The sequence below is a fragment of the Segatella copri genome, assembly GCF_026015295.1.
Taxonomy (GTDB): Bacteria; Bacteroidota; Bacteroidia; order Bacteroidales; family Bacteroidaceae; genus Prevotella; species Prevotella copri_C.
In genome coordinates this window covers 46,553-68,784 of record NZ_JAPDUW010000002.1, presented here as the reverse complement: position 1 = coordinate 68,784, position 22,232 = coordinate 46,553, and the positions used below count along the sequence as shown (strand labels likewise).

Genomic DNA, 22,232 nt, shown 5'->3' with positions numbered 1-22,232 from the left:
ATTAATCTCTTCTAAAAATATCCCTTGTATATACCTTATCCTTTACATCATCCAGACAAGCATCATAACGGTTGGCGATGATAGCATGGCTCTGTGACTTGAAGGCTTCGAGGTTGTTCTCAATGCGGCTACCGAAGAAGGTGCTGCCCTCTTCCAATGTTGGCTCATAGATAACTACCTCTGCACCCTTTGCCTTAATACGCTTCATGATGCCCTGGATGGCAGACTGGCGGAAGTTATCGCTGTTTGACTTCATGGTCAAACGATAGACTCCAATCACGCAGTTGTGCTCCTTGCTAGCATCATAGCTGTTGGCATCAGCATAGCTGTAATAGCCTGCCTTCTGGAGTACGGCATCAGCAATATAGTCCTTACGGGTACGATTGCTCTCTACGATTGCCTCTATCAGGTTCTCTGGAACATCGGCATAGTTTGCCAGGAGTTGCTTGGTATCCTTTGGCAGGCAATAACCACCATAGCCGAAGCTTGGGTTGTTGTAATGGGTGCCGATGCGTGGGTCGAGACCTACGCCATCGATGATTGCCTTGGTATCGAGTCCCTTTACCTCTGCGTATGTATCTAACTCATTGAAGTAGCTTACTCGGAGTGCCAGATAGGTATTGGCGAAGAGCTTAACCGCCTCGGCTTCCTTCATACCCATAAAGAGAGTATCAATGTTCTCCTTGATGGCACCTTCCTGGAGCAAAGCGGCAAATGTCTTGGCAGCTTCCTTCAACATGTCGACATTGGTTACAGACTTGATAGCCTCGTTCTCCTCTTCGAACTCTGGGCGCTCGATAATCTTTGGATAGCCTACGATAATGCGGCTTGGATAAAGGTTATCGTAGAGAGCCTTGCTCTCACGAAGGAACTCTGGAGAGAAGAGAAGGTTGAACTTCTTCACGCCCTTCTTGGCATACTTCAAGTAGAGGCTACGGGTATAACCGACAGGGATGGTGCTCTTAATGACCATCACTGCATCTGGGTTTACCTCCAGAACCAGGTCGATGACTTCTTCTACATGGGTTGTATCGAAGTAGTTCTTCACTGGGTCGTAGTTGGTTGGTGCTGCAATCACTACGAAATCTGCATCCTTATAGGCTGATTTGCCGTCAAGGGTTGCCACGAGGTTCAATGGCTTTTCTGCCAAATACTTTTCGATGTAATCGTCCTGGATTGGAGAAATCTTATTATTGAGTTTCTCCACCTTCTCAGGGATTACATCTACTGCTGTTACATGATGGTGCTGAGATAACAGGGTTGCTATACTCAGACCTACATAGCCGGTACCGGCTACTGCTACCTTTATATCTTTAAAATCATTCATATCATTTAAATTAATCATTATCAACAATATATATAAAAAAATACAGATGATTATTTGTATTGTTTTGACCTGTATTTGCTAAACAATGTGGAAACTATATTTTTCACAAAATTTTGTTCTACAGAATTTAAGAATATATAATATCCATAACTTGGTAGAAAAAGTATTGCTAGCAAAATTGAACAACCTAGGTATAAGATACCCGAATTATCCAAAAACATACTTAAGACATAATATAATGATAAATATACTACAGTATAAGGTATAAAGCACTTAACAAACAAAAGCAAATAATCAGATAAACATATTAATCCAAATCTCTTTGCAAAATATACTCTTACCACCAAGCAAAGAAATGAAGATAAAATCAAAGAATAGTAGACCCAATTAGCATCATGAGTAAACTTAAGTCCAAAGTAAGACAATAATGTGCATGAAACTAAAACTATCGTATATGAAATTTGTGTCCACTTTATATTTCCATTAGACTCTATAAGAGTACTTAAAGTACCTGTTGCAGCAACAATTGCAGAATTTACTAATAACAACTTAATAAATACAGGAACAAATTCAGGATATTCTTTTAGCCATAAAGTTAGTATAAATTCTATATTAAAAGCAATCGGAATAGCAACTGCAACAATTAAAAAGAACGAGAGCTTCATCCCTGAAAAAACAACTTTTCTTAGATAAGAATCATCATTGGAAGCAAAACTCTTAACGATTTGTGGTTGAATTGCTGAAAGAAAGTCTTGAATAAACTTATTAACATAAGAATTTACTTGAGTTGCAATAGCTTGGGCAGCATTAACTAATGGTCCGCAAAAAACATTAATCATCATATTACTAAGTTGATTCATTGTTACCTGACCTATTCCACCTAAAAAATTCCATCCACCAAAACTAACCATCTTCTTTAAGACAAGCACGTCTATATCAGAAAAAGGTTTGAGGATTACAGTATATTTTCTACTTCCAAATTGATATAAATGAAAGATTATCATTGTAATCAACAGGAAAAACAATGCATATAAAATAATGCGATTCGAAGAGAAACAACTTATGAGATAAGCAATTAATAGCTTCAAAATAGATTCAACTATTGTAAGAATAGAAATCCAATCAAAACGCTCATAAGCTGTAAGTATTGCTCTATAAGGAACTATTAAAATATTATATACAAAAACCAATATCGAGAACTGGAGGACTAAACTCATTTCTACTAAACGGTCTTGTGGAACATTCATATAGTTATAAATAAAAACCAAGCCTACAACTTCACATATAGCTACAATTAATAAAGACAAATATCTATGTATCTTTAATGCGCCATAATAAACTAAAGCCAACTTCAGCATATTATTGTTTCCTAATTCAAAAGAGATAAATCTCTGTGTAGAATTTGCTAGTGCTGACGTCAAAAAGGAACATAATACAACAATACTTCCTATCGTATTATATAAACCATAATCAAATACACCCAAAGAGGCTAATAAGATGCGAACAGAGTACAAAGTTATCAACATTTGTAATCCTGTTCTGACATACATAAATAATGAATTTTTAAGTGCAGCTTTACTTTTACTCATTTTATATATTTTTTCCTAATAATAATTTCGATAACAAAGAAGATTTTCCAATATACTTTTTAATCAACATACATCCCATAATATTAAGACAAGAAAGAATTAAGCATACTAATGACAAACAAAATTGACTATACTGGTCACAATCAATTAAGAGGCAAAATATTCGATTAAAAATATAATGCAACAAATATATCTCTAATGTTGAACTCCCCAGTAAACACAGAAAGCTTTTAACTTTCTCATTTAAGGAACTATCAATCCTTTTGACAATACTCATAACGAGGAAAGAACCAATTGATCCAATTAATATTCTATAACCAAAAGCAATCCATTGCTCTAGGTTAGATAGAGCCCCTCTCGTTAATGGCGTCACGTAAACTGTATAATCATATTTCCAAAAAAAAAGTAAACAAATGTATAACAACAATAGAGCAATACATGCTCTTAGTGTAAACTTTGACTCTATTCTTTTGAAAAAAACGCCTATCAAAACAAATGGAAGTGTAAAATTCACTCTAAACATATCCATATGTGGAACAACTAGAACTATCAATAGTGCTAGAATCGCCCCCCCCACCAACACTGTTTGTTATCTTTACAGATACCATTATGAATGCTAGAGATATGAATAATGATTTTAAAAACCAATAACTATTGGCAATTGTCCTCAAATCATGCGGCTCATTAAAAGCAAGAACCAACAAGGTGTACCAGAAAAATGTAGGCAAAACTAAATGCAGAAACTTTTTCTTTAAATAATCTGCAATTATATTTTTCTTTAGCTTGTCTAAGTTTAAAAAGTACCCTGACATTATCATGAATAAAGGCATATGAAGAGACTGGATAGAAGTAAAACCAATCTCATTCATATAATTGTCTTGAGCTATATTTTGAGCAGTATGCGTATAAACTACCAAAAACATAGCTAATATCTTAGCAATATCAATATATGTGATTCTTTTGCAACCTGTCATCATACACAATATTTTTTCCATTCTTTTCTTTCAATGGTACCTATGACTAACTTTAATTTTAAGTAAGCCATAAATACATAAGAATGCTGATTTATTAAGTTTCTAATTAAATCATTATCAAAGATTTCATTAAACCACAATGATTCCTTATCATAGAAAGACAAAAAACTTTCTTTTTGTTCTGGTAACATATCTGCAAAATGAGAAACACCTCTCAGTCTCTGAGAAATAATAGCCTTTATAATTTTTAGCCAAGATGTTTTTTCCTCATCATGAATACCACACAAGCTATGCTCACTCTCAATATTATAAACATTCTTATAATAATCATGTATCGTTTGCTTAAGAACGAGTCTGTCCTTAATGTATTTAAAAGGAACATGCTTTAATACATCGTTACCAAAAGGATAGAACATAGAATAAGTCTCCTTTACCTGTCCTGTCAGACTTTCAAATGCTCCACAACAAATATCAGAACCATTATCATAGCGATACTTCAAAATTGAATTTGAATCATCATCCTTAAACAAATCATTTTTAATATATGAATGAGTTGCTTTATAGAATTGATCTTTCTCAAATATTCTTATTGGATAAAAATCCTGTACATCTGTAGGTAATGGAATTTGGATAGTATTCTTACCAGCTTTAATTAAGTGATATAACTTTACCAATTTATGGACTTTACCACTTTTAACACCTCTTTTAAGATATCTATTACCCTCATAATTTTCCATGATATCTAATAAATCAATACCCTCGGCAGACATAGCCCTCACACCAGACAGCAAATCTGGATGACCTGCAGTAACCAAATAATCAAAGTTTAAACCATAACGCTTCGGATTAATGGTCTTGATAAAGTTTTCTCCACCAATTGGAAAATTCTTCATTTCTATATCAATCTTTTCTTCAACAGGAGTCAAAGACTGATCTAACTTCATAATATTAATGCCAAATGCCTTTGCTATTTTATCTATATAACAATAATTATATGGTTTCAAGCCTAATTTTGATATATTTCTCTTTCCTACAATCACAAAATATGTTGGTTCTTTACCAAACAATCCAGGAAGAATTCGAGAGTCTAACCCGCCGCTTATGCTCAGCCCTATTTTTTTTGTTGTAGTTATTCTTTTTATATAACTGGAGAATTTCTTCAACGCCTCATTAAACTGATGCGCAGAAGTCTCCAATGAGAGTCTTTTGTCTTCAACAAAATCTTGAAATTTATAGTACTTAGATTCTGTAAAACTAAAAGTACTAAAGTCAAGTATAAAATTACTTCCTGCAAGAACGGATTTTAAGCCCTTAATTGGAGTATTATGATACAAATATGAGTTATAAACTCCATATCTACAAATTGCTTCAAGATCCAACATATCCTTATCAGGATTTAGAATATCTACGGAGTTCCAGAATCTATTTGACACAACAAATTTTGCCCCACTACAATAATAATAGATGGAGCGTATAGACATTGAATCGTTTGTAATATAGACCTTATTCTTTATCTTATCTACTACTATAATATTATAGGAGCCCTCCAATTGATTAAAAAACTCCAATCCTTTACTCTTAAATAAAGAGAGAATATTTGCACTATTAAAAGACTCATCAATAATAAATCCTTCAAAAAATACAAGATAGTCCTTGTCGTCACTTATATTTTCTCCGCGATAGTAAAGACTCCCAAATGTTTTTGCCTGTGGAAATGCAACATTACTAATTTGTATTAATTCTTTCATAACTAGAATATATCTTTAAATTCTTCTATTGTCTTTGGAAAATAAATAATACCTTTACCATTCAATCTATTTTCCAAATATTCATAAAATCTCTGCTGCGATGCCTCATTCTGAGGTTTCATAAGGTATAAGGTGGATATTACCTTTTTACCATTCTGAGCAGCCTCCACCAACAACGTACTAAAATAACCTATGTATATATCAAAAGCATCTAAAATAACATTCCCTGGAATATACTTTGGTATTTCATTAAGCTCTCGTTCTTTTCCTATCATATCATCGAAACGTGGATGCATTTTTACAGTAGCATTTTCAGTCCCAATAAAATCGATTATCTCATTGATGCTGTTTTCATAATCTTCCTTTGAAACAAGATTTTCTGCAACTACAGATCCGCTAACAAACAATACGTTACCTTTGATATTAAGTTTATCATTTAAACTTTTTACTGCATTGCAAATTAAAGCTCTATCAATCTTTGATTCAATAGAAACAGCCTTTAAACGCTTAAAAAAGCTATTGGGTAAAGAAGGGAACAGATTTGTTCCATCATCCAACACATCTGGAAAATAATTGAAACATAACCATTGTTTGAGTTTTATTTTTAAACCTTGATACCATTTTGCTTTTGGTACAGGTATACTATCAAAAACCTTATGATATTCAATACTTACTCCTTTCTTTGCAAATTTCAAGAGAAGCCAATTGGCTAATTCGCCAAACTCTGCATGATAAAAAACAACTTTTGTTATTCTATAATTTGCTAGAAAAGATTTCATCTTCTTTTTTTCCTTATAAATAACAGATACCTTACCTGTAGAATATGCTAATTGTATGACATTAACAAAATTAAACAACTCAAAAAATTGATTAATATTGGGTGTATCAGAAGCTACTACATATCGTTTAGTCTTATTCTTTAGACATTCTGTCATTACATAAGGAACAAACATATTAGAGTTACATATAATCAATTCTCTTTCTTCCATAAAACTTAAGTATTTGAAAATTAAAACAGGAACTGATTTACATATCTATTCCAGAAACAAGGATACCAAATAACATATGTAAAATTATTTAATTTTTTAGATGCTTAACCAAGTCCTTTGCCTTCTGATATTCCTGAGGAGTACCAATATCAATCCACGTTCCATTTAGTGGATATCGGATAACCTTCTTGCCTTGAGCAATAAGCTTCTCTATAAGATGAGTGGCATGGAAGAATGTGTCTTCAGGTATCTCAGCAAGGGCACGCTTCTTTATAAGATAAATACCAGCATTAGCATAGTAATTATACTTCGGCTTCTCGATGAGTCCCTTGATGTTACGACCATCCAAATCAAGAATACCTAGTTCTATACTGATGTTGTAAGGAACTGCTGCTACCGACATTTCTGCATCATTCTGTTGAAAATGAAGGAAGAAATCTTCATAATCTATATTGGTGAAAAGATCAGAATTCATTACGAGGATGGTATCATTATAGAATGTATCTACAAACTTAATGCTACCAATAGTACCAAGGAACTTTGGCTCTCGGAAAGTACGAACCTGAACTCCATCACGCGGAGTAGCAAAATGTTCCTCCAACTGTTCTGCAAGATAATTTACAGTTACATCAATATGATTAACTCCATAAGAAATTAATCGGTCTATGTTATGATCTATGATACATTTACCACCAACTTCTAGCAATGGCTTAGGAGTCTTTTCCGTTAAAGGACGAAGACGTTCACCCTTTCCTCCTGCCATAAGAACTGCATCAATAGGAAGTCGTGTAATATACTTTTCCAGATTGACTATATCAACAATATGATTGTCTGAATCAAGAATCGGAACCAACTTCATTTTCTTCAATTTCTGCTCATGAAGATGCTGTACATCATCATCAACACCACTACGAAGGAAATTGAAGTTTTTATGCATCACCTTCTCGATAGAGTCATTAACAGAAACACCTGCTATCAAAGCTCGGCGAGAATCGCCATCTGTCAACGTACCCACCATTTTGTCATCGTCATCAACAACAAACAAAACCAACGGTTCTTGTTCCATTTCATTGATTATCTTTAATGCTGACAAAAGAGATTCTCGTTTATTAATAATATGTATTGTATTCATCTTATTTTACTAAACCTTCGTTCAACATAAGTTCTGCAACCTTCCAATCAAACATAGTGTCTAAATCAACAGAATGAGTATCATCCATTTCTACGAAACCTATTTTGTGGAAAAGATTATATGTACCTTTTTTCAAGGCTTCAACGTTCATTACATAGACAGCACCGTTATACTCATACACTTTTGGAGCATCCTGTCTTCTGTTAATATTACCATCACCTTTAGAAGGAATAAGATAACCATCTTTATTGCTCTCAAAGCAATCATAATATGGATTGGAAGAAGCGTTCTTTACACTAACTACCATTTCATAGTCCGACGTGTATTTCCCTACACATACTTTCACATCATCTACACTTCTAAAAGGAGATGTTGGTTGAAGCAAAACGATTGCATCGTAATGCTTACCTTGCTGCTCATAAAAGTTGATGGCATGCATTATCACATCATACGACGAAGAATTGTCTGTCGCTAAACTATCTGGTCGTTTAAACGGAACTTTTAGTCCAGCCTGTTCTACTGTTGAAATAATCTCATCATCGTCAGTAGTTACACAGATGTTTTCATCTGCAGTAAGTTGGCGAGCCGTTTCTATGGCATAATAGATGAGTGGTTTTCCTCCAAACAACTTAATGTTTTTATGAGGAATACCTTTACTGCCACCTCTTGCTGGAATAATATATAAAAAATTCATACTCCTAAAGTTTTATTTCTTCATCAATTGAATAATCTTGTTGTGCAACTCTTCCTGCCACAACATCCCAATAAGAAGCCTTGATACCATTGTCGCTACGCTTTACGGTCATATTATCCTCAGAAAGAATCTCACCTTTCTTGATGGGACGGCTAGCAACAATACGTTTCAAAACTACCGTTGAGATTTTCTTTTCACTCTCATTTGGCTGCTTTATTCCATCTCCCAAGGCCTGCTCAATATGGCGAATGGCAGATACCATTGCCTTGAGTTCCTCAGGATTCAAGGAAGCCTTATGGTCTGGTCCTTCCATATTTTGGTCAAGAGTGAAATGTTTCTCAATAATCTCTGCTCCCATAGCAACAGCTGCTATTGGAACTTCAATTCCCATGGTATGATCTGAATATCCAACCCTGCACTTAAATGCTTCCTTCATTGTCTGCATAGCTCGAAGGTTGACCTCATTCATAGGACATGGATAATTGGTTGTACAGTGTAAAATAGAGATATCCTTGACACCAGCCTCCTGCAATGTATCATAAGCAATGGCAACTTGTGCCAAGTTTGCCATGCCTGTAGAAAGTATAACAGGCATTCCATATTTCGCAACAGAGCGAAGATATGGAATATTAGTAATATCACCTGAACCTAACTTGATAAAAGGCATACCCAGGTTCACCAAAAAATCTAGAGACTCTGTCTCATCCGCTGTGGAAAGAAACTGAATACCGATTTCATCACAATGCTGTTTAACCAACTGGAAATTATCATATGACAACTCCAATTTCTTCAGCATCGTAAACTGGTCATCATCATTATTGAGATTTTTCTCCTGATACTCTGCTTTCTTGGTGCCTTTGGTTATAATAAGTTCCGTTTTCCAAGTTTGGAACTTCACGGCATCAACACCGGCAGCTTTTGCAGCATCACAAAGCTGCAGAGCTAAATCGAGTCGACCATTATGGTTTACTCCTGCCTCTGCTATAATGTATACATGTTGATTAGTCATTAGTATCCTTGAAATATAATCCGTTATATTTAAGCATCATGATGCCTTCTTTGTAAGAATCTAAAGAAACTTGATTCTCATTACCATTCAGATTGTTTAATATCAAATTCATGAAATTAACTCCACATCCATAGGCATGAGGATAACCTCCACCAAACCTAGGATTAATCTCATTGATATAAACTTCTCCATCATTAGATACAAATACATCTATATCGATAGGACCATAAAGGCCTTTGATATTCTGTACCTTTAAAACTTCATCTATAACATTTTGAGAATGAACAGAAATTGCCTTATCTGTTTCTCCAGCTCTCATTGCAAGTTTCTCCTTGATAAACATTGAGACGAGCTTTCCTGATTTCAAATCAAAGAAAGTATCAACCCCATATTCCTTTCCTACAATAAATGGCTGATAGATATACTTTGGTTCACTCTTCAGTTCTTCAATATCCTCAAAGCTATTAATCTTCTTTATGCCAATGCTGGCACTTCCATCTCTCAATTTAGCAAATAGAGGGAACTCCCATTCTTTACTATTAAGTTTGTTCAAAGCATCTTCTGCCGAACCAACAGTTTCTACTAGTTTAAGAATACCTTTATATTTATTGTAAAACTCAAACTTATCAAAAGTGGATTCTACAAAATCAAGATTTGAGAGTATAAGCTTTACACCAAGTTGATCAAACTCCTGCTTGTAATGAGAAAGAAGAACTAATTCTGGATCTATCAAAGTAATGATAGCACCAACTTCCTTCTTTTTGCAAATCTCTAAAACCTTGTTGATATAGAGGTCAAGATGTGCAAAATCCTTATCTATACGAAAATATTCATCACCAAAATATAAAGCAGGAGCCTTATCGCTCATATCCAAAGTATAGACCTTTCGGTTTTCCTTATGGAAAGCATCCTTAAAGTATTGAACAATCTCAACACGTCTTCCGGGACTAAGAATTAAAAGATTCTTCATAATTACAATTTACTTTTTTGAATAAACTCTTTTGTTGTCCATTTCTCTCGGACAACTTCCTCGTTTCCATTTTCATCCGTAACTATAACAGTCGGAAAATACTCTATGAATAATGGAGTCAATGACATTGTATATGCACCCACATTATATATCGTTATTCTATCACCCTTTGCCAACTCAGGTTGATTATCCAAAGTCAAGAAACGATCCATCTCAATGCAAGTATAACCTGTAACGATTTGCTTTTCTTTCAAATTACTGGATTTAGTATTAAGAGAAGATACAAAAGGTGGGGCTTTCATTTGAGAAGCTACATGTTTTACAGAACCATCAGTAAAGACAAGTCTTCTATCCTTAATATCCTTAACGTCTATCACAGAGCATACATAAGAAACCGGTGAAGCTATCAATGCAGCACCTGGTTCAACAAGAAGTTGTACTTCTTTAGAGATTTGATAAGCTTCAAGGATATCAACTATTGTAGAAGCATATTCTTCAAAGGTCGGAGTACCTGGTTTATCACCAAACAGACAACCACCTAAATCCAAATATTCTAATGCAGGTATCTTTTTACTTACCTCGCAGAGATGCCTAGTTATACTATTAAAGATTCTCAAACTCTTTGTACGAGTACTGTGATGTCCATGCAAGCCTACAACTTTAACTTTCTGCAGATGACTTAAGCGGTTTAATGCCTTATCAAAATCACCATTCTCAAGATTAAAACCAAAACGTCCAGGTTCTTCACCTGGAATAGTTTCACCAGGACATTCGTGTTCCAAATCAAAATTGATGCGCAAACCGACCTTGATGTCATGAGTGAATGACTGGATATTCTCTTCAATGAAATCAATCTCAGCAAATGAGTCAAGGTTTACTATACTTCCGTTTTTTAACGCTAGCAATAAGTTGCTTAAACCTTTATGCGGACCATTAAGTATGATGTTATTAGGCTGATTCCCCACATAAGTAGCTAATTCATACTCTGGTTCAGAAACAACTTCTGCCATAACCCTTTGTTCATGCATCCACTTTACAAGCCAAGGTAAGTTATTCGTTTTATAAGAATACCCTATTTGGAAATTTGGCCATAAAGCTTCAAAAGCCGAGCGCAATGATGCTAAGTTCTTCTGAAGCTTAGATAAATCTATATTATAATAAGGTGTCGCTATCATTTAAATAACATTTAATCTGTTCAACTATCCGTTCTGATGCATGACCATCTCCATAAGGATTGTCTGCCATCTTACATTTATTATGAAATTCTTCAGTCTGAAGTTCTTTCAACGCATTCTGCATACCAAGTTCGGTACCATCACAACATTTTATGTTCGATGTTATTAATCTTCCCTTTTGTCTATCACCAATGTTCAAGACCGGAAGTTTAACGAATGGTGTTTCAAAAATACCACTAGAAGAATTTCCTATCATCATAATTACTTGGTATAGAATACTAATGTATCTCTTTTGACCTAATGATGCGACAAAATGGAAATTATCTTTTTCCTCTGCATGTTGTTGAAGAATATCGTTTATCAAATTGCCACCAATATCTGAATTTGCTTTGGTAAACAGAATTTCACAATCGGGACATTCTTTTTCAAGAGATACAATAAGATTATTAACTCGCTGGATATTTTCAGACACAGATAATGTAGTTTCTGAATGATAAGTACCTAATATCCACTTTTTAGCAGGATCAAGTTTTAATGATTCTGCTAATTGATGGCGGTTTAACAATTCAATCTTACGGAAATTATCCAGATTTGTCTCACCTGTAACATATATATTGTCTGAACTTTGGCGCATAGCTCTGATACGAGCAGCAGATTCTTCAGTACCAGGGAAATGAAGAGCCGACATCATTGTCACAGCATTTCTCACTTCATTGTCAATTGCCCCCTCTGTGATATCTCCTCCAGATATATGAGCAACAGGAATTCTCATAACCAAGGCTGTACCTACAATTGGAAGCAACTCATATCTATCTCCCAAAACCACAATCATATCTGGCTTCAGGCGATTAAAAGCATCTGTCATTCCTATGGAACAGAGTCCCATTGATTTGGAGATACCAACAGATGTTTCTGAAGAAAGGAGCATCTCCACCTTCTCATCGATATGATATCCATCCTCTTCTATTGCCTGATACGTAAGTCCTTGTTCAGGAGAAAGATGCCCACCTGTAACTACTAACTGTAGTTGCAGGTCTTCATCTTTATCTATTCCATCTATCACCCATCGCAAGAGCCCATATTCAGAACGGGCGCCCGTGATAACGCAAACCTTTTTCATTTTGAATATTCTCTTATTGCCTCAACAATACTATCAGCATTCCATCTTACATCTTTAACAGAACGATTACAAACTTCTTTAGATATGTGTTCCTGACCTCGAGGAATAACACCTATAACATTGAGACCAAGCTCTTTTGCCTTATCCATCTCCCATTGCATCCACTCACTATGTGATGCAAAAACACCAGCTATCGCCAACAATACATCAGACTCTTGCAGACGTTTAGTAATATTGGCTTTGACAACTGCTGCTTTCTCAGAATTAATGGGGCAATCTTTTTCAACCTGCATATAAACAGCAGAGAAATAGCCCCTACCATTTAATAAGTTCTTTAAACTCTGCAAGGTATCATCATGATCCCAGCTATGACTTATAAATAAAGAATATGTTTTTGCCATAATTCTACGATTTTAATAGTTCTACCAATTTTTGTTTTTGAGATAGATATGATGTTTTCATCATTTTATCCGCTCTGCTAAGAAAACTTTTTTCATATTTATCAGAGAGTTCCTTCTTATTCAAAACTAGAGAACATGAAGCCAATGTTGCCAACGTCCATATTTCATAGTCGGTATTTACTTCATCTTCTACATAATTTCTATTACTTTCAAAAACTTCTCTGTATATATGTTTAGCTATAACCTTTAACTCCATTTTCTCTTCACATTCTTGCAAAAGTGAAGCTCTGAGAAGCAAACAGAAGGCATAATTTTCACCATTATAATAGTCTGAAAAAATACTATAAGCCTTCTTGTAATAATTTATAGCCTTGATAATATCACTCTCTGCATTGGAAAGATAAAACTTCCGCTTAAAAATAGCTCCTAACAACCCATTAGTTTCAGGATCTACAGTATTTTCAAGGGGACTTAAAATACTTAAAGCCTCCTCTAATGCTTCTTTTGGAGATGGCTTTTCTGATTTATATGTACAAAGAGCCTTTTGCTGTCTAAAATAAGGATCAAAAGGAACATCATCTATCAATGAAGTAAAAAGAATTTTAGCTTCCTCGTATCTTTCCTTTTTCCTTAGGGCTATAGCCTCTTTTATTCTTTCAAATAATGGCTTATAATCCTTCTTTTGTAAAGCTTCATCCGCATCTTTTACGGGCTCTTTCAAGGCTGGAATAAACTTATATAATGGGCTGTCAACTTGATTCTCTTTTACAATGGAATCAATTATCGCCTTTAGTCTAATTTTTACACGCTCAGCCTCTTCTGCGAACTTTTTGCGATTTCTAACATATGTATAAGTCAGTGTACGATTATGATTCAAATCAAAGAAGAATTTATCTCCAGTTTCCATCATTATTATCGTACGATTCTTCCTTACTCCATGTCTGACACCCAGTTCATATATTGCATTGGGATTCAAAGTTGTCAAATCAGCTACGACCAAATCAGACTCTAGAATACCATAATACATACTCTCGTCTATTAAGCCACTATCTAAAACCTCATCACCTCGAATACATTCGAAACCGCTTTCTGTAACAGCAGGTTTTATAATTTCATGATAAATCTGATCCAGATTAATCTTCTTACCAGAAGACAAATCCGGTCGGGTACCATATCCCATAACAACAAAGCACCTCATAATAATAACATTATTAAAGAAAAAGTGGGCTGTGGAGGCTTTTCACCTCGGAGCTTCTACCATATCTATTACCTTCAATGACTTTTACAATACCTTTTAGGTTCGTGCACAGCCCAGATGAAGCTCCAGCCCACCATCCTAATAGTTCTCCATTTTTCATACCGTTTGAATTTATTTTCTCAATCAGCGTCAAAACTGATATAGTTCCTAACATGAACTGGAAATAGGTTGCAGCAGGAGCTCCAAACAATACTGTAGAAATCATATCCAGAATAAATACGATCATATTTATATATTCAAATCAGAAGGTCGAACAGAACTTGGAATATTCACGACTCTATCTGCAAACCAGATGGTATTCTCCAAGCCATCGTTCTCACAATTCTCAAACATCGGCAGGCGATTCATCAACTCCCAGATTGGGCGAGTCATTACTCCATTATCATTTGTCTGGGTAAGGAAATCAATCTGTGCCTCCTTATCTTTCAAGATAACAGCATTGAGCCAATAGTTAGAAACTGTATTTGGAGAATCTACGAAGAACTCGATATCTGATACATTCTTGAAGTACTCCTCATATTCAGCAGCAACCTTACGCTTGCTTGCTACATACTTGTCAATGTTCTCCAACTGGGCACATCCCATAGCTGCATTGATATTTGGCATACGATAGTTGTAACCTACATGGTCGTGACGAAACTCCCAACGATGTGGAATCTTTGCCTGTGTGGTGATATGCTTTGCGTATGCTCCCAACTCCTCATCATTGAAGAGCATCATACCGCCGCCACCAGTAGTGATGGTCTTGTTACCATTAAAGCTAATCGCACCAATCTTACCGAATGTACCTGTATGCTGTCCCTTGAATGTAGAACCAATACTCTCTGCTGCATCCTCTACAAGTTCGATATGCCACTCTTTACAGATAGCTGCAATCTCATCAATGCGGACAGGGTGACCGAATGAGTGCATAGGAACGCATGCTTTGACACGACGACCGGTATTCTTGTTATAGCAAGCCAAGTCGTCCTCTTCGAAAGCGAAATCCTTGCTTTCCGGTAGTTCTCCCTTGCGAGCGTTCTTGCGAACCTCAGCATTCTTCTCAAGCCATGCCTTCAAAGAATCTGGAGAAAGGCCCATTGTTGAACGATCCACATCGATGAATACGGCATGAGCTCCAATATAGCTCAATGCATTGCAGGTAGCAATGAAAGTAAGAGCCTGAGTCAACACTTCATCATCTTGCTTTACACCTACGAGCAACAAGCTCATGTGAAGAGCATTAGTTCCACTAACACATACCACAGCCTTCTTGGCACCTGTGTATTTTGCCATATCCTCCTCGAAGCGATCCACAAACTTACCTACGGATGAAACGAAGGTTGTATCGATACACTCGTTGAGATATTTCTTTTCATTACCTGCAAAAACAGGAACAGCCAAAGGAGTAAACTCCTGATTGCCATAAACTGACTTGATAAAGTCTATCGTTTTCTTAAAATCTGCCATTTTATTGAAAATTACATTTTTTGATCCAAGTTCTTACCTTTTTCCTCATGCTCGAAGTTAGGTATAAACTTCTTGATAGATGTCACGATTTCAGCCTTGGTGAAGTCTGGCTCTGCAAAGATGCCCTCCAATTCATCAAAGAACTGGTTAATCTCTGGCATCGGGCGACGGGTTGTCTCCTCAACTACACCAAGTGCAGAGAAACGAGTCATATTGATTTTCTCACCAGGAACATAGAATTCCTCGTAAGCTTTCTCGCCAGTAGTATCACTCTTGAAGTAAACGACAGGATAGTTATCACTCTCGTAATCCATATCTGCAGCATACTTCTTTGCCTCTGGATCATTCTTGCACTCTACCTTCTTGAAGCCTTCTGCCTTTACGAAGTCATCGCAGATAGATGAGAAGGTAAGCATCTGCTCTTCACCCAACTTAGGGAAGAACACCTCACCGCCATTACCAAGGATACAAGCCAACATACAAATCTGGCCAGACTCCTCAGGAGATACGAAATAACGCTTTACATCAGAAGGGGCAGCCAATGGCTGCTTCTTCTGCAAACGATGAATCCAACCATCAGGTAAAGAACCATTGGAGAAAGCAACATTGGCAAAACGAGCTGTTGTTACTTTGAAGTGCTCATTATAAGCCATCACCAGGTCTTCCATAATACGCTTGCTGGCACCCATGATATTAACAGGATTAGCAGCCTTATCTGTAGATACGCAGAAGAAATGCTTTGGTGGGTACACGCAAAGCAAATCCATCAGTTTCTTTGCCTTGATGTCATTATTCTCGATGAGTGCCTGAACACTATACTTATCTTTCTCAGAGCGAACATGCTTATGAGCTGAGAAATTGGCTACAATGTCAAAGCCCTTCTCCTCACGAAAAATACGTTCGAAGATTGGATCTGCAAAGTTGAGGGTGTAGCAACGGAACTCATCAGGTACATAAAGTCCTTCTGTGCTTCGTACATCACGAACCAATTCTGCCAATCCGTTCTCATTCAAGTCAACTACAACTACGCTCTGTGGTTCAAAGCGAAGTACTGCCTTGATGAATGAAGAACCGATGGAACCGGCTCCACCAATTACACAAACTTTCTTGCCTTTGATTTCAACAGAAAGTTTCTCCTTGTTTGCCTCGATATCCTGAGCAAACATACTCTTTTCACGATGGGTCACATACTGACCTATGAATTTACTGAGATTAAACATGATTTATATGTTTATTGTTTTATTTACTTTTTAAATTAAATATTGTATGAGGGAACGGCCGACACCCATCACATCAATGAACTGCTTTGGGTTATCGGGAGTTGACATAGGCCAGAAGCGGCTACCTACGCCGCCGGCCATGATTATGATTTGTATGTCGTACATAAATCTTGTTCTTTTATATTAAAGATTTTCTAAAATCATCCCGGTCTTCTTTACCATTAAAAAAGGCTTTTTTCGAAAACCTACCCGTCCTTCCTTACCGTTAAGGAAGGCTCTACCTCTCACCCCGACCCTCTCTCCTCAGGAGCGAGGGAGAAAACCGCCCTACTCGGTGCTCGGAACCGCTACGCTCTAAGGTTGGCGGACCATCAAAGGTCTTCGCCATATTGTGCGGGATGGGACCGCCTTAATGCAATGTTTTCTATACCTAACCTTAAGCCTTATTTACATGAATCAGCAAAAAGAAAAGACTAGTTATATATATTATTATCTCCACATTAACTTTGCTGCAAATTCAAAGAAATCCGCAACATTCTTGAAGTTATCAAACTGCTGGCAATACATACTTGCATAAGGTTCGGGAAACCTACTGCGTATGTCAGCCTTTATCATGCTTGCCAAAGCTTACTTGGTATAGGCTTTCAGCAATTCATTATATTGTTCCTCACTCATAATATTCTCTGTCATTTCAACATCCTTGCTATATACATCGCCTCATAAACTATGATACAACCATCAAGAACTGTATTCGAAAATACAGAAGCAAAGTATTCTTTGCATTTCGGTTGTTATTATCAGATGTTTGAGACTTTGTCATTTTTCTTCCTTTGATTTCTCATATTTTACAATCTCTTGATGAGCTCTAATCATATCTTTATTTTGTTTCTTACCTTTATATTTTGATTTGCGTCCAACACCTCCAAAAATCAAATGATGCTCATCTTTCTTTTCGAGATAGAATCTTATACCTAAATCATGTGCAGATTTCAATTCAAACATATTGGATACACCAGTACATTTGCAATGGCGATATAGCTTTTCATCTTCCTTGTTTAAACTAATGAGATTTTCTGAATATGCAACATTCAACCTCTTTACCATATGTTTTAGGTCTGATGTTTGAAGATTCATAAAATCATCTTTGAACACTTGGCTAAATTCAATAAAATAATTGTCTATACGATGTGTGAAACGAACCAAATAAGCTTCATTTGTTTCTTTATCTTGTAATATTCTCTCAACAACATCATAACGATTTCTGCCATAGAAATTTGGCAACTTATATTTGTTTTCTTTATCTAATGCAATTACCGAATTTTCCCATTCTTTTTCAATTGGGAAAGAAAAAAGAATCCATGAATTTATGCTTGCGATGGCAGTATATAATGCGAGTTTGCCATTGTGAAAATGCATATCCAAGATTTCTTCTAATACAGAATCTTCAATGACTTTATTTTGGTAATTATAATCTACTAAATTTGCATTATCTCGCAAACAGAAATAGCTATAACAAACTTTCTTCAAATCATTATCTTTTATTCCTTTTATCAATTCCCCCAAAGACTTGCCACCTATTATTATTTTATTAGCCTTATCACCAATGATAATATACTTTTCTATATCAAGAAGTGATTCTTTGCGTATTTGAACATATTGTTTCATTGTATGCTCAAAAATTTCCTGCATGTCATCAACATTTGCATCAGCCATCAAATCGTTTAGATAGAATTTTTGACTCATAACAACTTAAATCAATTTTTCTGCATCTATCAAAAATTGGTCAAACATTCCTTGTGGCCAATTATCCACTTTTCCATTTTTCTTAATATGACAAGTATCTACTTTCGTGCATTTGTCTTCATCAAGTTGGCACCAATAGGCAATAACGTTGTCTGCAAATGAAGTTGCACTTTCTTTGCAAAAAATTCTAACTCCATCAAACAAGTGGTCACTATGGGTTTCAACTAAAACTTTTGCGCCTGCTTCAACGCAAAGACAAATCAATCGTGACATTTCATATTGTCCTCTTGGGTGAAGGTGGGCTTCTGGGTTTTCTATCAGTACCAAAGAATCTTGTTTTATTGTTCCAAGTAGTAAAGCGACAATGACTGGTAAGGAATAACTAAGTCCATATCCAACATTAGAAGAACGATGTTGGTCATATAGAGAATAAGAAGTATCGGCCTGTCGTGCCAACCTCGGTTCAAACTTTACATCTGGACTTATTTTTTGCAGCCATCCAGCTAAGACATAACTAAATGTTTTGCCTTCTGCTTCATCTTGTAAAGAGTCTGCAAGAATCTCGTCTCCATAATGTTCTATTACATTTAGAACATTTTCTCCTTCTGATCCAAGTTCTAAATTTGAAAGCAACGGTATGGTAGAAGTTCCACCTTTTCTTGATGCAGAAATATAGATAATATAAGGAAATGGTGCTATATTTATTCCGTTCTCGGAATCGTATAATATTTGAGTATGGTCAAGATCATCAATCGTCGCTTTGATTTCTATCTTGTCGCAATTTTGATTCATTACCTCATTTTTGTCTCCTATATTTAATTGATAAAATGCTTTGTTTTCATCTTTGTATGAGACGATATTTTTTAGAACTCTGATTGATTGAATCACAGAACTCTTTCCACTACTATTTAGTCCTGTCAAAATCGTAAGTGGACTTAATTCAAACGTTTGATTCACATAAGACTTAAATCCATGTAAGCTTATACTCTTTATCATAGCGAATATTTATTAATCAATTTTGATAATTCCTCATATCTATAAACTACTGAACCTTGTCGCATACTATCTCTTGATATTGCGATTATGAATTTGTTGTCATCTAAAAGTTTTGAATAGTCAGCAGCAAATTGCTTTTTATGATTACATAAACGTACATATTGATCATTAGGCATGTTTGCTAATAATACACCCCAACTCTCAAATAGACATTTGTTGATAGGTCGTCTGCGCAGAGTTCCATAACTTTTTCTAAAAGCATGTTTACCAAAAAGTTTAGTCGCTCTACTCATCGCAATATCAAAATTTGATATGATAGTAGATTCGTCTAATACTTTTATATCTGACACATTTACAGAACCTCTGGATATGCTTCTTTTAATATCCCTCGAATCCAAAAATGGGAAAGAATTGTAAATAATCATAGTGTCTGATAGCCAAGTGTCAATATTCTGGGTCTTTTTATAAAATGTATGATCCCGAATCACAAAAGAAAGAAAACGCAACAACAATTCTTTATCTTCCATTCTCAAACTTTTTATTGAATTATCTGTTGCTTGCTTAAAAGACTTCATTTCCGACATTTTCTTCAATAATGAAGATATACGACCACCATAAAGGGCATTACGTATTTCTTGTGGACTAAGAGGTACTCCACCGGTATTTATTCGTTTAAATACATTTCTTTTTACTTCATCAGGTGTTCCTGGATTTATGATTGTCAAGGAAAATTGAGCTTCCATAATTCTGTTGTAGAAATTATTTGGCAATTTTTTCATTTGGCAACCTTCTATGTTTTTTAGGAACTCCAAACCTTTTAGTTTTATGCCATTTCCTTCATCATCGCTATTTTTTGTTTTCATATATAGTTTACCCAATATGAAATCCCTAAAAGCACTAATTCTTTGTAATCCATCTACGACAGTCCAATTACCTTCTTCATCTGCAGAGACATAAAACATAGGAATAGGTATCTCTAACAAAATGGATTCTATCAGTTGCGATTTTCTTACATCAGTCCAAACTTCATTGCGTTGAAAATCTGGATTCAAAATCAAAGAACCTTGTTTTAATCTTCTGAGCAACACATCCATAGGGATAACCTTTGTGTTTATTGAAATTTCCTTGGGGTTGAATGGATCCGAGATCTCATTTTCTTCCGTTTCGGTCTCTATTCCAGAAAAATTATCTTCTAAATATTGATGATATAACTCATCTATCTTATTAGAAACACTTTCCTCTGATTCTGAAAACAAAAAGGAGTCATAAGAAAATTCCAATTGTCCTAAATCTCCTTTTCTTAGCGCAAGATATTCTTTCCCCTCTTTTGATACCAATACAAAAGTGTCGTCATTCTTTAGTTGAAGGTAAAGATTTATCTGTTCATTATTATATAACTGGAATAACATGTTTTTAAAATTTCATTTAAAATAACTGATTACTTTGTCATAAACAAATATTCTTCATTACCACATGTTCCTATGTCTGTTTGGATTAGGCATAGTTACAATCATTCTACTTGCTTTGATGTCGTTAAGCCTTTCGGTAAATACCTCGAATTTCTGCAACTCATTTCTGTCATCATAGTACATCTGCTTAGTTTGTATGATGCTGATGTTATTTCTACGGAACAATTGAGTCAAATCTACCTGAGCATTTCTTATACTATTGCGTATCTGTTGGTTGGAATCATCATCGTATATGAAGATTGTGATGTGCTTACTTTTATACTCTCCACCCATGCCACTCTGCTTAATAAAGAAGTCCTTGAAATAAGGGAAGTCCATTCCGTTAATGGAGTGTCCAAAGAAAATGATGTCATCGGCTTTATCAAAATCTTCATACATGTTGTTTGACATATAGAAGCGACTATTGTCCTTATACATAAAAGAATACTGCTCATGTAATTGATTGGCAGGGTCTGTCAAAACACCAAGTATGATACTGTCATTTTCTAAAGAGCCATGAACATGAGTAATGCGTGAAGTATCTATTTTAATTCCACAAGAAGTGGCAATGTCACCTAAACTTGTGTAGTTGAATGTATAATATTCAAAGCCACCAACATCTGCAATCAATCGTAAGACCTGGGCAGCATAATGATTACTTTCCAAAGTCCGTGATTTCTGCTCGTCTTTCAGATACTTATCAAGTGCCTTAGTTACTTCTATAAAATTCTTTTTATCTTTATCAACAAGATCTGTCGTGAGAGATTCTGGGCGTATGGCACGTACATATTCATTCATAGTCTTTTCTATATCAAACCATGCTTCCTTTTCTTTTGCCTCCCTCAACGCTGCAAGTAAATCTTGATCAAAGCCGTAAGTATTTCTCATTAACTTTTCCCAAATATTGCTTTTTGCAAAATCTGAATACCGGGTTCTAAGACCTAAATCTATATCGAACCCATTGCCTATTATCAATATTTTTTTAGCCAT

20 protein-coding genes and 1 pseudogene are annotated in these 22,232 nt (G+C 35.5%); all 21 read right to left on the bottom strand.

What is annotated here, in order from left to right:
- Position 1: 1 nt before the first annotated feature.
- Positions 2 to 1,327, bottom strand: coding sequence for a UDP binding domain-containing protein (locus tag ONT18_RS16410; protein ID WP_264907056.1), 1,326 nt, complete (start codon positions 1,325 to 1,327; stop codon positions 2 to 4).
- Positions 1,328 to 1,377: 50 nt separating this feature from the next.
- Entirely contained in the window at positions 1,378 to 2,916 is a 1,539-nt protein-coding gene (locus ONT18_RS16405; protein WP_264907054.1) for a hypothetical protein, read from the bottom strand.
- 515 nt (positions 2,917 to 3,431) lie between these two features.
- Positions 3,432 to 3,911, bottom strand: coding sequence for an acyltransferase family protein (locus ONT18_RS16400; protein WP_264907052.1), 480 nt, complete (start codon positions 3,909 to 3,911; stop codon positions 3,432 to 3,434).
- Positions 3,890 to 5,638, bottom strand: coding sequence for a hypothetical protein (locus ONT18_RS16395; RefSeq protein ID WP_264907050.1), 1,749 nt, complete (start codon positions 5,636 to 5,638; stop codon positions 3,890 to 3,892). The genes ONT18_RS16400 and ONT18_RS16395 overlap by 22 nt, the downstream gene beginning before the upstream one ends.
- Positions 5,639 to 5,640: 2 nt before the next feature.
- On the bottom strand, positions 5,641 to 6,627 hold the full coding sequence (locus ONT18_RS16390; protein ID WP_264907048.1) for a hypothetical protein: 987 nt from the start codon (positions 6,625 to 6,627) through the stop codon (positions 5,641 to 5,643).
- An 88-nt stretch (positions 6,628 to 6,715) separates the two neighbouring features.
- A complete protein-coding gene (locus tag ONT18_RS16385) occupies positions 6,716 to 7,759 on the bottom strand; it encodes a nucleotidyltransferase family protein (RefSeq protein ID WP_264907046.1) in 1,044 nt (347 codons plus the stop codon).
- A gap of 1 nt (position 7,760) precedes the next feature.
- A complete protein-coding gene (locus ONT18_RS16380; RefSeq protein WP_264907044.1) occupies positions 7,761 to 8,453 on the bottom strand; it encodes an acylneuraminate cytidylyltransferase family protein in 693 nt (230 codons plus the stop codon).
- 4 nt (positions 8,454 to 8,457) lie between these two features.
- A complete protein-coding gene (gene neuB, locus ONT18_RS16375; RefSeq protein ID WP_264907042.1) occupies positions 8,458 to 9,462 on the bottom strand; it encodes an N-acetylneuraminate synthase in 1,005 nt (334 codons plus the stop codon).
- The gene (locus ONT18_RS16370) at positions 9,455 to 10,432 is read right to left on the bottom strand and encodes an ATP-grasp domain-containing protein (RefSeq protein WP_264907040.1); all 978 of its coding nucleotides are present in this window, start codon (positions 10,430 to 10,432) and stop codon (positions 9,455 to 9,457) included. Before ONT18_RS16370 ends, neuB begins: the two co-directional genes overlap by 8 nt.
- A gap of 2 nt (positions 10,433 to 10,434) precedes the next feature.
- Positions 10,435 to 11,607: a hypothetical protein gene (locus tag ONT18_RS16365; protein ID WP_264907038.1), complete on the bottom strand. Its 1,173-nt coding sequence runs from the start codon at positions 11,605 to 11,607 to the stop codon at positions 10,435 to 10,437.
- Positions 11,585 to 12,727, bottom strand: a complete 1,143-nt coding sequence (neuC, locus tag ONT18_RS16360) for a UDP-N-acetylglucosamine 2-epimerase (protein WP_264907036.1) — start codon at positions 12,725 to 12,727, stop codon at positions 11,585 to 11,587. Before neuC ends, ONT18_RS16365 begins: the two co-directional genes overlap by 23 nt.
- On the bottom strand, positions 12,724 to 13,128 hold the full coding sequence (locus ONT18_RS16355) for a TIR domain-containing protein (RefSeq protein WP_264907034.1): 405 nt from the start codon (positions 13,126 to 13,128) through the stop codon (positions 12,724 to 12,726). The genes neuC and ONT18_RS16355 overlap by 4 nt, the downstream gene beginning before the upstream one ends.
- Positions 13,129 to 13,132: 4 nt before the next feature.
- The gene (locus ONT18_RS16350) at positions 13,133 to 14,308 is read right to left on the bottom strand and encodes a tetratricopeptide repeat-containing protein (protein WP_264907032.1); all 1,176 of its coding nucleotides are present in this window, start codon (positions 14,306 to 14,308) and stop codon (positions 13,133 to 13,135) included.
- A 31-nt stretch (positions 14,309 to 14,339) separates the two neighbouring features.
- Positions 14,340 to 14,612, bottom strand: a complete 273-nt coding sequence (locus tag ONT18_RS16345) for a hypothetical protein (protein WP_264907030.1) — start codon at positions 14,610 to 14,612, stop codon at positions 14,340 to 14,342.
- Between the two features lie 2 nt (positions 14,613 to 14,614).
- Entirely contained in the window at positions 14,615 to 15,835 is a 1,221-nt protein-coding gene (locus tag ONT18_RS16340; protein WP_264907027.1) for a LegC family aminotransferase, read from the bottom strand.
- 11 nt (positions 15,836 to 15,846) lie between these two features.
- Positions 15,847 to 17,055: a UDP-N-acetylglucosamine 4,6-dehydratase gene (locus ONT18_RS16335; protein WP_264907025.1), complete on the bottom strand. Its 1,209-nt coding sequence runs from the start codon at positions 17,053 to 17,055 to the stop codon at positions 15,847 to 15,849.
- Positions 17,056 to 17,097: 42 nt separating this feature from the next.
- Positions 17,098 to 17,220: pseudogene (locus ONT18_RS16330) on the bottom strand (sugar phosphate nucleotidyltransferase); the annotation flags it as partial.
- A gap of 651 nt (positions 17,221 to 17,871) precedes the next feature.
- Entirely contained in the window at positions 17,872 to 18,798 is a 927-nt protein-coding gene (locus ONT18_RS16325) for a hypothetical protein (RefSeq protein ID WP_264907023.1), read from the bottom strand.
- Positions 18,799 to 18,804: 6 nt separating this feature from the next.
- A complete protein-coding gene (locus ONT18_RS16320) occupies positions 18,805 to 19,794 on the bottom strand; it encodes an AAA family ATPase (protein WP_264907021.1) in 990 nt (329 codons plus the stop codon).
- Positions 19,791 to 21,203, bottom strand: a complete 1,413-nt coding sequence (locus tag ONT18_RS16315) for a DUF262 domain-containing protein (protein WP_264907018.1) — start codon at positions 21,201 to 21,203, stop codon at positions 19,791 to 19,793. The genes ONT18_RS16320 and ONT18_RS16315 overlap by 4 nt, the downstream gene beginning before the upstream one ends.
- A 57-nt stretch (positions 21,204 to 21,260) precedes the next feature.
- Positions 21,261 to 22,232, bottom strand: coding sequence for a bacteriophage abortive infection AbiH family protein (locus ONT18_RS16310; RefSeq protein WP_264907016.1), 972 nt, complete (start codon positions 22,230 to 22,232; stop codon positions 21,261 to 21,263).

Coding starts and splice junctions, on each gene's coding strand:
- ONT18_RS16325 (WP_264907023.1), bottom strand. CDS start 18,798: ATGAGTCAAAAATTCTATCTAAACGATTTGATGGCTGATGCAAATGTT.
- ONT18_RS16345 (WP_264907030.1), bottom strand. CDS start 14,612: ATGATCGTATTTATTCTGGATATGATTTCTACAGTATTGTTTGGAGCT.
- ONT18_RS16315 (WP_264907018.1), bottom strand. CDS start 21,203: ATGTTATTCCAGTTATATAATAATGAACAGATAAATCTTTACCTTCAA.
- neuB (WP_264907042.1), bottom strand. CDS start 9,462: ATGACTAATCAACATGTATACATTATAGCAGAGGCAGGAGTAAACCAT.
- ONT18_RS16400 (WP_264907052.1), bottom strand. CDS start 3,911: ATGGAAAAAATATTGTGTATGATGACAGGTTGCAAAAGAATCACATAT.
- ONT18_RS16370 (WP_264907040.1), bottom strand. CDS start 10,432: ATGAAGAATCTTTTAATTCTTAGTCCCGGAAGACGTGTTGAGATTGTT.
- ONT18_RS16320 (WP_264907021.1), bottom strand. CDS start 19,794: ATGATAAAGAGTATAAGCTTACATGGATTTAAGTCTTATGTGAATCAA.
- ONT18_RS16395 (WP_264907050.1), bottom strand. CDS start 5,638: ATGAAAGAATTAATACAAATTAGTAATGTTGCATTTCCACAGGCAAAA.
- ONT18_RS16365 (WP_264907038.1), bottom strand. CDS start 11,607: ATGATAGCGACACCTTATTATAATATAGATTTATCTAAGCTTCAGAAG.
- neuC (WP_264907036.1), bottom strand. CDS start 12,727: ATGAAAAAGGTTTGCGTTATCACGGGCGCCCGTTCTGAATATGGGCTC.
- ONT18_RS16350 (WP_264907032.1), bottom strand. CDS start 14,308: ATGGGATATGGTACCCGACCGGATTTGTCTTCTGGTAAGAAGATTAAT.
- ONT18_RS16380 (WP_264907044.1), bottom strand. CDS start 8,453: ATGAATTTTTTATATATTATTCCAGCAAGAGGTGGCAGTAAAGGTATT.
- ONT18_RS16355 (WP_264907034.1), bottom strand. CDS start 13,128: ATGGCAAAAACATATTCTTTATTTATAAGTCATAGCTGGGATCATGAT.
- ONT18_RS16310 (WP_264907016.1), bottom strand. CDS start 22,232: ATGGCTAAAAAAATATTGATAATAGGCAATGGGTTCGATATAGATTTA.
- ONT18_RS16385 (WP_264907046.1), bottom strand. CDS start 7,759: ATGAATACAATACATATTATTAATAAACGAGAATCTCTTTTGTCAGCA.
- ONT18_RS16335 (WP_264907025.1), bottom strand. CDS start 17,055: ATGTTTAATCTCAGTAAATTCATAGGTCAGTATGTGACCCATCGTGAA.
- ONT18_RS16405 (WP_264907054.1), bottom strand. CDS start 2,916: ATGAGTAAAAGTAAAGCTGCACTTAAAAATTCATTATTTATGTATGTC.
- ONT18_RS16390 (WP_264907048.1), bottom strand. CDS start 6,627: ATGGAAGAAAGAGAATTGATTATATGTAACTCTAATATGTTTGTTCCT.
- ONT18_RS16410 (WP_264907056.1), bottom strand. CDS start 1,327: ATGAATGATTTTAAAGATATAAAGGTAGCAGTAGCCGGTACCGGCTAT.
- ONT18_RS16340 (WP_264907027.1), bottom strand. CDS start 15,835: ATGGCAGATTTTAAGAAAACGATAGACTTTATCAAGTCAGTTTATGGC.